We start from the raw sequence: 13,691 nt of genomic DNA, 5'->3' as shown, positions 1-13,691 counted from the left end.
ATAAAAGAGGGAAGCAATAAGCGTGCCAGGTATAGCCCCGGTATTCCCGGGGGAGGCATGTGAGGCTTGAGGGAATGTAGCACCACCATGGTGCAAAAGGTGGGGCATGACCGCCCCATCTTGGTGCCTGCACCTTAAAGGAACATTTCCTGAAGGTCATTGAGGAAGCGCCAGCCCAGAGGCGTCGCGCGCAGGCGCGTGGGATCGGCGTCGAGCAGGCCCCGTTTCGAGGCTGCCTCCAATTGGTGCGCAATGGCGGCAAGCGACAAACCGGTGCGTTCATTGAACGCCGTGGCGGCCACGCCGTCTTTCAGGCGCAAGGCGTTGAGCATGAACTCGAACGGCAGCTCGTCCGGACCAACCTGGCGGCTCTCGGCCAGATGGCTGCCGTCGCGGGCCATGGCGGCCTGCATCCAGGAATCCGGACCGCGCAGACGCGCTTCGCGCACGATGCGATCGTGAAACGACAGCTTGCCGTGCGCGCCGGGACCAATGCCCAGGTAGTCGCCAAACTCCCAGTAATTCATGTTGTGGCGGCTGCGGGCGCCCGGCTTGGCATACGCCGACACCTCGTAGCGCGCCAGACCCGCCGCGGTCAGTTCGGCTTCCACCGCGTCCTGCATGGCGGCGCTGGTGTCGTCGTCGGGCAGGTCTTCGGGCGGAAACTTCGCGAAGACCGTGTTCGGCTCCATCGTCAGGTGATACAGCGACAGGTGCTCGGTGCCGAACGAAATCGCCTCGCGCAGATCGGCCGTACAGGCCTCCAGCGTCTGGCCGGGCAAGGCGAACATCATGTCCAGATTGACCCGGGACGCCGCCTGCTGCGCCATCTCGATGGCCGCGCGCGCCTGCGCGGCATCGTGAATGCGGCCCAGCTTCTTCAATTGCGCATCGTCAAAGCTCTGGATGCCCAGCGAAAACCGCGTCACGCCGCTGGCCGCGTAGTCGCGGAAACGGCCGGCCTCGGCCGTGCCGGGGTTGGCCTCCATCGTGATCTCGGCGTCCGGCAACAGGTTCAGATAAGCCCGCAGCATCGCCAGCAGCTCGTCCAGGCCGGCGGCCGACAGCAGGCTGGGCGTGCCGCCGCCAATGAAGACGGAAATCACCTGACGGCCCCAGATGGACGGCAGCGACTGTTCCAGATCGCTGCGCAGCGCATCCAGATAGGCGCGTTCGGGAATCTCGCCAGGCGCTGCATGCGAGTTGAAGTCGCAATACGGGCACTTGCGCACGCACCACGGCACGTGGACGTAGACCGACAGCGGCGGCAGGCTGGTCAGCGTGGCGCCGGCGGGAACAACGAGGCGCGACTTGGTCGCGCCCATGTCGTTGCGGATGGGTATGGTGATGGACATGCAAAAAATTCCTGGCGCCCTGGCGGCGCCGTGGTCAAGCGTGGCTCAGCTTGCTGAGCAGCTCGCGCAGCGCCCGGGCGCGATGGCTGACCCGGTTCTTTTCGTCGGGATCCAGCGACGCGGCGGTCAGCGCCATGTCGGGCAGGTAGAAGTGCGGATCGTAGCCAAAGCCGTTGGCGCCTTCGGGCACGTCGATGATCTCGCCGTGCCACAGGCCTTCGCCGATCAGCGGACGCGGGTCGTTCTCGGAGCGCACCAACGCCAGGACGGCGACATACCAGGCGCTGCGGTCAGCGACGGACGCCAGGTTGCGCACCAGCAACGCATTGTTGGCCGCATCGGACTTTTCGCCGCCGTGCATCTTGGCATAGCGCGCCGAGTACACACCAGGTGCGCCGTCCAGCGAGGCCACGCACAGGCCAGAATCGTCCGCCAGCGCGGGCAGCCCGGTCAGGCGGCTGGCATGGCGCGCCTTGGCCAGCGCGTTCTCGACGAAAGTGACGTGCGGCTCTTCGGCTTCCGGTACGCCGAGCTCGCCTTGCGGCACCAGCTCGATGCCCAGCGGCGCGAACAAGGCGGAGAACTCGCGCAGCTTGCCGGCATTGTTGGAGGCCAAAACAACGCGGCGCAGGGAGTCGGGAATCTTGGGGGAAGTCATAGGGCGGATTGTATAGGGCCGGGCCGGTCGCAGGCGGGCATCCCACAATATTGGCGCGGGTACCACGGACGTGTGAATTCGTTGTTGACACTTTTGTAACAGCGACTGAAGATTGCACGTCACGATTTGTCGCAACACCGCAGACATATTTTGTTGTCAATATGACCTATCTTGTCACTGATCGTATCTCAATGCCCCGGCGATGAACTCCATTCACGCTTTGCCACGGCCGGCTGCGGCCCGTGCTCTCCTTTATCCCCCGGGCGGAGTGCCCGCGCACGCCAGCCTTGCTGGCATCCTGCGCGAAAGACTGTTGCGGCCGCGCTTCCAACCGGTGGTCGACCTGTCGCACAGCCGGATCTATGGTCACGAAAGCCTGATCCGCGGCCCCGCCGACACCCCCCTGCACTTTCCCGACGCCCTGTTCGCCGAAGCGCGACGCCAGGGGCTGCATCCGCAGCTTGAACTGGCCAGCTTCCGCGCAGGCGCGCGGGGGTTCGAACAGAATGACGCCCGCGGCAAGCTGTTCCTGAACCTGTCCGGCTCCGCCCTGCTCCATTACTGGACGCTCTGGGGCCACGAAATGCCCGAGCGGCTGCTCAAGGACTGCGCGCTGGAACCAGCCAGCATCGTCGTCGAACTGACCGAGCAGGATCCGCTGTCGGACCGCATGGGCGAACTTCACGAGGCGTTTGCCTGCCTGCGCGAGGCCGGCATGCGCATCGCGCTCGACGATTACGGTGTCGGCAATTCCAACCTGCAGCTCTGGGCTGAAACCCAGCCCGAGCTGGTCAAGATCGACCGGTACTTCTTTGACGGCATCGGCCACGACGAGCGCAAGCAGAACATGGTGCGCGCCATCCTGAAGGTGGCGCAGCATCTGGGCACGTCGATCATCGCCGAAGGCATCGAAACCGCCGAGGACCTTGCCGTCGTGCGCGAGCTGGACATCCGCTACGCGCAGGGGTGGTTCCTGGGCATGCCCGACGAAACCCTGCTGACCGAGCTGACGCCGCCGCTGCGCGATTCGCTGCGCTCGCGCACGTCGGCGCCGGTGTCGCAGCGCGCCGCCGGCGGCACCGCCATCAGTCTGCGGGTCGAGGCGCCGGCCGCTCTCTTGACCAAGCACACCAACGATGACGTGCATCGTCTCTTCATCGAGCACAAGAACCTGCACGCCGTGGCGGTAGTGGACGCCGACAACCGGCCGGTCGGCATCATCAACCGAAGGGACTTTTCCGAACACTACGCCCAGCGCTACACGCGCGAGCTCTTCGGCCGCGACGCCTGCTCGACCTTCATGAACGCCGAGCCGGTGCTGGTGGACGTGAACGTGTCCATCGACCAGCTGAGCCACGTGCTGATTTCCGAAGACCAGCGCTACCTGATGGACGGACTGATCATCACGCGCGACGGCCGCTACGACGGCCTGGCCACGGGCGAGACCCTGGTGCGCTCGGTGACCGAGATGCGCATCGAGGCGGCGCGCTATGCCAATCCGTTGACGTCCCTGCCCGGCAACATCCCCATCAGCCGGCACATCGCCACGCTTCTGGAAGACGCTGCGGACTTCACGATCTGCTACGGCGACCTGAACAATTTCAAGCCCTTCAACGACGTCTACGGCTACTGGCGCGGCGACGACATGATCATGCTGACCGCCGACGTCATCAAGCGTCACTGCGATCCGCAGCGCGATTTCGTGGGGCACGTGGGTGGCGACGACTTCGTGGTGCTGCTGCGCAGCCCGGACTGGATGGCGCGCATCGAGCGCATCATTGCCGAGTTCAACGACGGCGCCATGTCCCTGTACGACGAACAGGGCCGCCGCAACGGTGGCATCGAGGCCGAGGACCGTTACGGCGTGCCGCGCTTCTTTCCGTTCGTGACGCTGGGCGTGGGCGCCCTGACCGTCACGCCTTCGCTATGCGAGCGCATCCGCCCTGAGGACATCGCCTCGGCGGCCGCCCATGTCAAGCACAAGGTCAAGCACGGGAACCTGTCGCTCGTGGCCGAGCGCTACACTGGCGCCGTCCTGCCGGAGCTCACCGGCTGAGGCCTCGCGCGCCGCTGCCTGCGCGCCCTGCGCAATCTGGAATTTGGCCACGGCCCGGCGCAGCCCCTGCGCCTGGGCTTCCAGCGCCGCCGCGGCAGCGGCCGTCTCTTCGACCATGGCGGCCGTTTCCTGCGTGGATCGCTCGATATCGGCCACCGCGTCGTTCACCGACGCAATGCCGGCCGCCTGTTCGGCGGTGGCGCTGGAAATCTCGGCCACGATCTGCGTCACGCGGTCCACGGAGGCCACCATGTCGCGCATGGTGTCGCCCGCCAGATTCACGTGGCGCACGCCGGCATCCACGCGCGCGGCCGAGTCTTCGATCAGCCCCTTGATCTCGCGTGCCGCCTGGGCGCTGCGCTGCGCGAGCGACCGCACTTCACCGGCCACCACGGCAAAGCCCTTGCCCTGCTCGCCCGCGCGGGCCGCTTCCACGGCCGCATTGAGCGCGAGGATGTTCGTCTGGAACGCAATGCTGTCCACCACGCCGACGATCTCGCCGATGCGCCGCGCGCTGTCGGCGATGCCCTGCATGCTGTGCACGACTTCATCGACGGCCTGGCCGCCGCGCTGCGCCAGTTGCGTGGCGCTGACCGCCTGTCGGCTGGCCAGGTCTGCGTTGCCGGCGGTCATCTGGACGGTGTGCGCCAGCTGCGTCATGTTGGCCGCCGCTTCCTGCAGCGAGCCGGCCTGCCGGGCCGCGCGGTCCGACATATCCGCGCCGCCAGCGGCGATTTCGCCCGATCCGGTATGGATTTCCTCCACGCCCAGCCGCACCGACGCCACCGCGGCCGATAATCCCGTCTGCATGCGGCGCATGGCCGAATACAACACACCGATCTCGTTGTCGCCGCGCTGCGTGATCACTTGCGTCAGATCGCCATCCGCGATGCGGTCGAAGTGCGCCCCCGCCTCGTTCAACGGCCGCACGATGCTGCGGCGGAAGCCCAGCCGGATCAAGATGGCCAGCACCAGGACGAAACCCAGCACGGCTGCCGCCACCACGATCACGCGTTCCAGCGTACGGCTTGCGCCGGCCACCGCTTGCTGCCCGTGCTCGCGGGCGTAGGCCTGGTAGGCCTCGACCTGCTTGACGTAGCCCGCGCCGCTGGCGGGCAGCGCCTTGTCCGTCAGCCGATTGACCTCGATGCCGTTCCAGCCCTGGATCGCCTTGCTGATCGGCGCCAGCGTCTGGTCCGCAAAGGTGCCGTAAGCCGTCAACACCTGACCGAACAGCGGCGCGCCCTGGGCGCTGTCGTCGGGGTTGGCGCGCAAGCGCGCAAGGCTGGCGGCCGCCTGCTTGAGCAGCGCATCGGCCTGTGCCAGCGAGGTATTGCGCGCTTCTTCCAGCCCGCCCTCCATCGCCGTCTTGGCGTCCGTCAGCGCCGCACGCGCCTGGAACAGCCGGCTGGTCATGTCGGCAAGATCGCTCGCCCTTTCGATGCTGCCCCGTCCCAGGGCCTCGATATCCGCGCGGTTGTCGCGCAAAACCGTGATGCCCGCCGCCGCTGCAACGGCGAACAGCACGACGAACAACGCAAGAATGGCCGATAGCGCCGTCGTGACCCTCAGATTTTTCCGCATATCCATCCATGTATAGCCTTGGCCGCCTTCGCGGCAGTGACACGGATTATGGAGATGCAGTTTGGCAATTTCTTGACACAACCTTGGCGGGGACATGACGTACTGCCGTCATGAAGGTGCGCTTTTGCGTTCAGGAACCCCGTATTAATGATTTGTGAATTGGCACGTGCGCGCCCTTGCGGCACATTCGACCCTGTACCGAACCAATCCTTCAAACAGAACAGTCAGCCAAATGCACCAAGCCTCCCACGCCTACCAGGACATCCGCGAAGCCGTGCGCGACCTCTGCGCGCAGTTCCCCTCCGAATATTTCCGCAAGGTCGACGAAGAACGCGGCTACCCCGAGGACTTCGTCCGCGCCCTTACCGAAGCCGGCTGGCTGGCGGCGCTGATCCCGCAGGAATACGGCGGCTCGGGCCTGGGCCTGACCGAAGCGTCGGTCATCATGGAAGAAATCAACCGCAGCGGCGGCAACTCCGGCGCCTGCCACGGCCAGATGTACAACATGGGCACGCTGCTGCGTCACGGCTCCGAAGCCCAGAAGCGCGAATACCTGCCCCGCATCGCCGCCGGCGAACTCCGCCTGCAGTCGATGGGCGTCACCGAACCCACCACCGGCACCGACACCACCAAGATCAAGACCACCGCCGTCAAGCGCGGCGACCGCTATGTCATCAATGGGCAGAAGGTCTGGATCTCGCGCGTGCAGCACTCGGACCTGATGATCCTCCTGGCGCGCACCACGCCGCTCGACCAGGTCACGCGCAAGTCCGAGGGCATGTCGATCTTCCTGGTCGACCTGCACCACGCGGTCAAGCACGGCATGTCGATCCGCCCGATTCCCAACATGGTCAACCACGAGACCAACGAGCTCTTCTTCGACAACCTGGAAATCCCCGAAGAAAACCTGATCGGCGAAGAAGGCAAGGGTTTCAAGTACATCCTGGACGGCCTGAACGCCGAGCGCACGCTGATCGCCGCCGAGTGCATCGGCGACGGCTACTGGTTCGTCGACAAGGTCACCGCCTACGCCAAGGAACGCGTGGTGTTCGGCCGCCCCATCGGCCAGAACCAGGGCGTGCAGTTTCCCATTGCGCGCGCGCACATCAACGTCGAAGCGGCCAGCCTGATGCGCTACGAGGCCTGCCGGCTGTTCGACGCCCACGAGCCCTGCGGCGCTCAGGCCAACATGGCCAAGCTGCTGGCTGCTGATGCCTCGTGGGAAGCGGCCAACGCCTGCCTGCAGTTCCATGGCGGCTTCGGCTTTGCCAACGAATACGACGTCGAACGCAAGTTCCGCGAGACGCGCCTTTATCAGGTGGCGCCCATTTCCACCAACCTGATCCTGTCGTACGTCGCCGAACACATCCTGGGCCTGCCCCGCTCCTTCTGACACGCCAACTTCCGACATGACCGCAGACAAAGACACCCCGCACCTGAGCGCCGAACTCGCGGCCTTTGCCGCCAACCTGCGCTACGAAGACATCCCCGCCCCGGTGCTGCGCCGCGCCGAAGACCTGCTGCTCGATTGCCTGGCCTCCATCCTGGCTGGCGCGTCGGCCCGCGCGGTTCAGGCGATCGACCGCTATGCCGCCGCGATGGGTCCGGCGGACGGCCCCAGCGAAGTCCTGATCACCCGCCGCCGCACCACGCCGCTCTTTGCCGCGATGGTCAACGCTGCCGCGGCGCACGTGGTGGAACAGGACGACGTGCACAACGGCTCGGTCTTTCATCCCGCCGCCGTGGTGTTCCCCCCTGCCCTGGCCGTGGCGCAGGCGCTGGGCGCTTCGGGCCGGGATCTGCTCACCGCCGCCGTGGCCGGCTACGAGGTCGGCATTCGCGTCGGCGAGTTCCTGGGACGCTCGCACTACAAGATCTTCCACACGACCGGCACAGCGGGCACGCTGGCCGCCGCGGTCACCACCGGCCGGCTGCTCGGCCTGTCCCCGGAACGGATGCTGCACGCGCTGGGTTCGGCCGGCACGCAAGCCGCCGGCCTGTGGGAATTCCTGCGCGACGCCGCCGATTCCAAGCAACTGCACACGGCCAAAGCGGCTGCGGACGGCATCACCGCCGCCTACCTGGCGCGCGAAGGCTTTACGGGTGCGCGCCACATCCTGGAAGGCCCGCAGGGCATGGCGGCCGGCATGTCCACGGACGCCGATCCCAGCCGCCTGTGCGACCGCCTGGGGCAGCGCTGGGCGCTGGCCGAAACCTCATTCAAGTTCCATGCCTCGTGCCGCCACACGCACCCGGCCGCCGACGCGCTGCAACAGGCGCTGCGCGACAACCACCTCACCGAGGACGATGTCGAGCGCGTCGTGGCGCACGTCCATCAGGGCGCCATCGACGTCCTCGGGCCGGTCGTCAATCCGCAGACAGTGCACCAGTCCAAGTTCTCGATGGGCACGGTGCTGGCACTGATCGCACGCCAGGGACGCGCCGGTCTGGCGGAATTCGACGCAGGCCTGGACGACCCGGGCGTCGCCGCCTTCCGCGGCAAGGTGGAAATGGCACTCGACGCGGAAGTCGACGGCGCCTACCCGCAACGCTGGATCGGCAAGGTCACGGTTTACACCCGCGACGGCCGCGTGCTGCATGGCCGCGTCGACGAACCCAAGGGCGACCCGGGCAACACGCTCAGCCGCCCCGAGATCGAAGACAAGACGCTCAGCCTGGGCCGCTACGCCGACGCGGCAACGGAAAAGGAACTGCGCGAATTGATTTCGACGATCTGGGGGCTGGAAAAAGTGGGCAAGGTAGAAGCACTGCTGCCGAAATAATCCGCACCGCGTTCAACCTGTCGCCCACAAAAAAAGCCGCACTTCGCGGCTTTTTGCTTTGCTGGGGACGGCGTCAAACGCCGCCCAGCTCACGCCAGCGCGGCGCGCTGCGCGTTCACCAGATTGGCAATACCGCCTTCCGCCAGCACCAGCATCGTATCCAGCTCAGCCCGCGTGAACGTCGCGCCTTCTCCGGTGCCCTGCACTTCCACGAAGGCGCCGCTGCCCGTCATGATGACGTTCACGTCGGCATCGCACGCCGAGTCTTCCAGGTAGTCCAGGTCCAGCACCACCTGACCGCGCACCAGACCCACCGACACCGCAGCCACGGCGTCGCGAATCGGACTGACCGCCAGGTCGCCGCGCTTCATCAGCAGTCCGACCGCATCGGCCGCCGCCACCCAGGCGCCGGTGATGCTGGCGCAACGCGTGCCGCCGTCGGCCTGCAGCACGTCGCAGTCCAGGTGCAGGGTGCGTTCGCCCAGCGCCTTCATGTCGAACACGGCGCGCAGGCTGCGGCCGATCAGGCGCTGGATCTCCTGCGTGCGGCCGCTCTGCTTGCCGCGCGCGGCCTCGCGATCGCCGCGCGTGTGCGTGGCCCGCGGCAACATGCCGTATTCAGCCGTTACCCAGCCTTCGCCCTTGCCCTTGAGAAAAGGCGGTACCTTGTCCAGGACGCTTGCCGTGCAAAGCACGTGGGTGTCGCCTGCCTTCACCAGCACGGAGCCTTCGGCGTAACGCGTAAAGCCGCGCTCCAGGCTGAACGGACGCAGTTGGTCGGCGGTGCGGCCCGACGGCCGGGCTTGGGTGGGGATGGTGGTCACGACAGGCTCCAGACTTGACTTAGATTCGCGGCATTGTACGGGCAGGCGCCACCGGAAAATCACGCTTGGAGTATCCTGCCGCGATGTATCCGGTTGAAAACACAGACCCGCTGCCCAGGACCTGGGCGCCGCGGGCCCCGGCGCAACCGGCTTCCATTCCAAGAATCACCAGGACTCGCACACCATGATCCGCAGCATGACCGCCTTCGGCAACGCCCGAGCAGACTTAGAACAAGGCACTCTCGCCATAGAACTGCGCAGCGTCAACAGCCGTTTTCTCGACCTGTATTTCCGCCTTCCCGATGAACTGCGCCACGTGGAAACGCCCCTGCGCGAACTGCTGACCGCGAATCTGGCCCGCGGCAAGGTCGAAATCCGCGTGTCCTTCACCCGTGCGGCCAATGCCGATCTGTCCAAGCTGGATCCCGCCTGGCTCGACAGCCTGGCCGAACAGCTACAGGCCGCGCGCCGCATCATCCCGGACATCGCGTCCCCGCGACTGGCGGAATTGTTCAATTGGCCCGGCCAGCGCGGCAATGACGCGCTGGATCCGCAGATCTGGGGCGCCGCATGCCTGCAGGCTGCCCAGCAGGCCCTGACCCAGCTGCAAGAAGGCCGCGAGCGCGAAGGCGAACGCCTGGCCGGCATGATGCGTGAATGCGCCGACGGCGTCGCGCGGGTCGTGGACATCGTGCAGGCGCATCTGCCGCAACTGCTGGCCGACCACCGCGAGCGCCAGGCCGCCAAGCTGCGCGAAAGCGTCGAGTCCGCCTTCCCCGGCGGATTCACGCATATCTCCGGCGCGGAACTGTCCGAACGCCTGTCGCAGGAAGCCAACCTCTTTGCGCTGCGCATCGACGTGGCCGAGGAGCTGTCCCGCCTGCGCTCGCACCTGGAAGAACTGCGCCACCTGCTGTCCGACGGCGGCGGCAAGCCCACAGCTGGCAAGAAGAACGCCGGCAGCGCGGGCAAGCGGCTGGACTTCCTGTTCCAGGAAATGAACCGCGAAGCCAACACCCTGGGCTCCAAGGCGGGCAGCATGGAAGTCACCCGCGCCGCCATGGACCTGAAGCTGCTGATCGAGCAGATGCGCGAGCAGGCGCAGAACATCGAATAATCGGCGCGGCGCCCGCGGGGGGTTGCTACCCCCGCCTGGCGGCCATCTGCTTAGTGGCCACCCCTTACCGGACCTCGCCCGCCGCAGGCTCGCCGCGCAGCGCCGAATCCAGGTAGTCGCTGCGGGCGCGAGCGTCCGGAAAGCGCATGTCGCGATAGCTGACAAAGCGCGAACCGCGCGTCAGGCGGTAGCCGGCCCAGATCAGCAAGAAGAGCGGAATGCCGATATAGGTGGCGACCACGCCGCCCCACTGGATCTTGTCTTCCAGGAACGCCTGGTAGTTCTGGCCCAGCGTGATGATCAGGCACAGCACGAACGCAAAGATCGGACCAAACGGAAAGAACGGGGACACGTACGGCAGATCCGCCAGGCTGTTGCCCTGCTTCACATACCCGCGGCGGAAGCGGTAATGGCTGATGGCGATGCCGAGCCACGCAATGAACCCGGTCATCCCCGACGTATTGAGCAGCCAGATATAGACGTCGTTGGGGCTGAAGATGAAGGTGAAAAAGCACAGCGCCGCCACGATGGTGGTGGCCAGCAGCGCCCACAGGGGCACGCCGCTGCGCGAAATCCGGCCGAAAATCCGCGGCGCCTTGCCTTCGCGGGCCAGGCTGTAGAGCATGCGCGTGGCCGCGTACATGCCCGAGTTACCGGCCGACAGCACCGAGGTCAGCACCACGGCGTTCATCACCGAGGCGGCGCCCAGCAGCCCCGCGCGTTCGAAGATCAGCGCGAACGGGCTGACGCTGATGTCCTCGACGTCGTTGCGCAGCAGGTGCGGGTCGGTATAGGGAATCAAAAGGCCGATGACCAGGATGGCGGCCACGTAGAACAGCAGGATGCGCCAGAACACCTGACGCACGGCGCGCGGCAGATTGCGCGCCGGATCCTTGGATTCTCCCGCTGCGATGCCGATCAGTTCGGTGCCCTGGAATGAAAAACCCACCACCATTGCGACGCCGATCAGCGCGGCAAAGCCGCCCGCAAACGGCGCGTCGCCCACGGTCCAGTTGGCCAGGCCGCCGGTCTCGCCACCCCGGATGATGCCCAGCAGCATCATCACCCCCATGGTGACGAAGGCCAGCACGGCAATGACCTTGATCAGCGCAAACCAGAACTCCGCCTCGCCAAAGCCGCGGGCGGACATGGCGTTCAGTCCGAAAGTGATCGCCAGGAACAGCGCACTCCAATAAAAGCCGGGCACGTCGGGAAACCAGTACGCCATGACGAGCTGCGCCGCGACCAGGTCGACCGCCACCGTAACCGCCCAGTTGTACCAGTAGTTCCACCCCAGCGCGAAGCCGAAACCGTCTTCGACGTACCGCGCGCCATAGGTCGAGAACGAGCCGGACACGGGCATGGCGGCGGCGAGCTCGCCCAGGCTGGTCATCAGGAAATAGACCATGATGCCGATCAGCACATAGCCCAGCAGCGCGCCGCCGGGGCCGGCCTTGGCGATGGTCGCGCCCGAAGCCACGAATAGCCCGGTGCCGATCGACCCGCCCACCGCGATCATGGTCAGGTGGCGCGCCGACAGCGTGCGCCGCAATTCGGACGGCCTGTCCGCCTGCGCGTTGCGCGTGCCGCCTGAGCGACGATCATCGTGTTCCGATGGTGCCAAAATGCGTTCCTTCACGTCTGGATGGCGCTTGCGCAACGGTCCGCAAACGCCCTGGGATTACCGAGCAACGCGCGAGAATAGCGCAATCGGCCCCGACATGAAAAATCGCCGGGCGCCGGGGACGGATCCGCCCCCGAAGGCTCCCGGTGGCGGCCGCTTTATTGAAACGCCGTTTCCATGAACGTGCGCAGCTTGCGCGAATGCAGCCGCTCCGGCGGCATGTCGCGCAGCCGTTCCAGTGCCCGGATGCCGATTTCCAGATGCTGGTTGACCTGGCGCCGGTAAAAGGCGCTGGCCATGCCGGGCAGTTTCAGTTCGCCGTGCAGCGGCTTGTCGGACACGCACAGCAAGGTCCCGTAAGGCACCCGGAAGCGAAAGCCGTTGGCCGCGATCGTGGCCGACTCCATGTCGAGCGCAATCGCGCGTGACTGCGCAAACCGCTCCACCAGATCGACGTGGTCGCGCAGCTCCCAGTTGCGGTTGTCGATCGTCGCCACGGTGCCCGTGCGCATGATGCGCTTCAAGTCCCAGCCGGACAGCCCGGCCACCTCTTCGACCGCCTGCTCCAGCGCCACCTGCACCTCTGCCAGCGCCGGCACGGGCACCCAGGTGGGCAGATCGTCGTCCAGCACGTGGTCTTCTCGGACGTATCCATGCGCCAACACATAATCGCCCAGCCGCTGGGAGTCGCGCAGGCCCGCGCAATGGCCGAGCATCAGCCAGGCGTGCGGCCGCAGCACGGCGATATGGTCGGTGATCGTCTTGGCATTCGACGGCCCGACTCCGATGTTGACCAAGGTGATGCCGGAATGATCGCCGCGCACTAGGTGGTAGGCCGGCATCTGCGGCAGGCGCACCGCCTGGGCCTCGTCGCCGGGACCACTTTCGCCGCGGCGCGTGATGCGGTTGCCAGGTTCGACCAGCATTTCGTAGTCTTCGTTGCCGCTGGCCATCAACGCGCGGGCCCGGGCGCAGAACTCATCCACGTAGAACTGGTAGTTGGTGAACAGCACGAAATTCTGGAAGTGCGTGGGCGCGGTCGAGGTGTAGTGCTGCAGCCGGTGCAGCGAATAATCCACGCGTTGCGCGGTAAAGGGTGCCAACGGCTTGGGTTCGCCGTCCTTGCCGCGCCACGATCCGTTGACGATGGCGTCGTCCGTGACCGCCAGATCCGGCACATCGAACAGGTCGCGCAGCGGCCGCTTGAGGGCCTCCAGGTGTTCGCCTTCCACGTAGGCGCCCTCGGGAAAGGCGAAATGCAGCGGAATCGGCGAATCGGACTCGCCCACTTCGACCGCTACCCGGTGGTTCTGCAACAACTGGCCGATCTGCTCGATCAGGTAATCGCGAAACAGCACCGGCTGCGTGATGGTGGTTTGGTAATAACCCGGTTCGGCCACGTGTCCATACGAAAGCCGGGTGTCGATGGGATCGTAGGTTTCCACGACGATGCGGATGGCCGGGTAGTAGGCGCGGAACCGCGCGCTGCCATTGCCGGTGCCCTTCAGGACCTCGCGGAAGGCGGTACGCAGGAAGGCCGTATTGCGCGCATAGATTTCCGCCAGCCGGTCGACGGCGGACAGCGCGTCCTGGAAGGGTTCAAACGGCAGGGCCTCGGGCCGGTTCATGGACGACAAAGGGTGTACTGCGTTCATCATTGAGCTCTACTCCGCCTTCTTATCTGTCTTGG

At 66.0% G+C, this 13,691-nt stretch carries 9 protein-coding genes and 1 pseudogene; 4 read left to right on the top strand and 6 right to left on the bottom strand.

Features of this window, described 5'->3' with window-relative positions:
- Positions 1 to 134: 134 nt before the first annotated feature.
- Together hemW and rdgB are read right to left on the bottom strand one after the other, a co-directional pair.
- Positions 135 to 1,355, bottom strand: a complete 1,221-nt coding sequence (gene hemW / locus CLM73_RS13060; RefSeq protein ID WP_105238794.1) for a radical SAM family heme chaperone HemW — start codon at positions 1,353 to 1,355, stop codon at positions 135 to 137.
- 34 nt (positions 1,356 to 1,389) lie between these two features.
- Positions 1,390 to 2,013: an RdgB/HAM1 family non-canonical purine NTP pyrophosphatase gene (gene rdgB, locus CLM73_RS13055; RefSeq protein WP_199778292.1), complete on the bottom strand. Its 624-nt coding sequence runs from the start codon at positions 2,011 to 2,013 to the stop codon at positions 1,390 to 1,392.
- A gap of 202 nt (positions 2,014 to 2,215) precedes the next feature.
- Here rdgB and CLM73_RS13050 point away from each other — a divergent pair, with 202 nt between their 5' ends.
- The gene (locus CLM73_RS13050) at positions 2,216 to 4,069 is read left to right on the top strand and encodes an EAL domain-containing protein (RefSeq protein WP_418904939.1); all 1,854 of its coding nucleotides are present in this window, start codon (positions 2,216 to 2,218) and stop codon (positions 4,067 to 4,069) included.
- A 198-nt stretch (positions 4,070 to 4,267) separates the two neighbouring features.
- Here CLM73_RS13050 and CLM73_RS13045 read toward each other — a convergent pair.
- Positions 4,268 to 5,653: pseudogene (locus CLM73_RS13045) on the bottom strand (methyl-accepting chemotaxis protein); the annotation flags it as partial.
- Positions 5,654 to 5,885: 232 nt separating this feature from the next.
- Between CLM73_RS13045 and CLM73_RS13040 the strand changes: the two are divergent.
- Both CLM73_RS13040 and CLM73_RS13035 read left to right on the top strand, forming a co-directional pair.
- Entirely contained in the window at positions 5,886 to 7,046 is a 1,161-nt protein-coding gene (locus tag CLM73_RS13040) for an acyl-CoA dehydrogenase family protein (protein ID WP_105238791.1), read from the top strand.
- Positions 7,047 to 7,062: 16 nt separating this feature from the next.
- Positions 7,063 to 8,436 carry an MmgE/PrpD family protein gene (locus CLM73_RS13035; RefSeq protein ID WP_105238790.1) on the top strand — a complete coding sequence of 458 codons (1,374 nt, stop codon included), beginning with the start codon at positions 7,063 to 7,065 and terminating at the stop codon, positions 8,434 to 8,436.
- 89 nt (positions 8,437 to 8,525) lie between these two features.
- Here CLM73_RS13035 and rph read toward each other — a convergent pair whose 3' ends face one another.
- Complete coding sequence (rph, locus tag CLM73_RS13030; RefSeq protein ID WP_105238789.1) at positions 8,526 to 9,260, bottom strand: ribonuclease PH; 735 nt, start codon at positions 9,258 to 9,260, stop codon at positions 8,526 to 8,528.
- 184 nt (positions 9,261 to 9,444) lie between these two features.
- Between rph and CLM73_RS13025 the strand changes: the two genes are divergently transcribed.
- A complete protein-coding gene (locus CLM73_RS13025; protein ID WP_105238788.1) occupies positions 9,445 to 10,377 on the top strand; it encodes a YicC/YloC family endoribonuclease in 933 nt (310 codons plus the stop codon).
- Positions 10,378 to 10,441: 64 nt separating this feature from the next.
- On the opposite strand, the gene CLM73_RS13020 is transcribed toward CLM73_RS13025, so the two are convergent.
- Positions 10,442 to 11,929 (bottom strand): amino acid permease, encoded by a 1,488-nt coding sequence (locus CLM73_RS13020; protein WP_234015897.1) that lies wholly within the window; start codon positions 11,927 to 11,929, stop codon positions 10,442 to 10,444.
- Positions 11,930 to 12,159: 230 nt separating this feature from the next.
- A complete protein-coding gene (locus tag CLM73_RS13015; RefSeq protein WP_418904938.1) occupies positions 12,160 to 13,659 on the bottom strand; it encodes an AMP nucleosidase in 1,500 nt (499 codons plus the stop codon).
- Positions 13,660 to 13,691: the final 32 nt, after the last annotated feature.

It is taken from the genome of Achromobacter spanius, from assembly GCF_002966795.1.
GTDB lineage: Bacteria > Pseudomonadota > Gammaproteobacteria > Burkholderiales > Burkholderiaceae_B > Achromobacter > Achromobacter spanius_D.
This window is presented reverse-complemented; position numbering and strand designations above follow the sequence as displayed.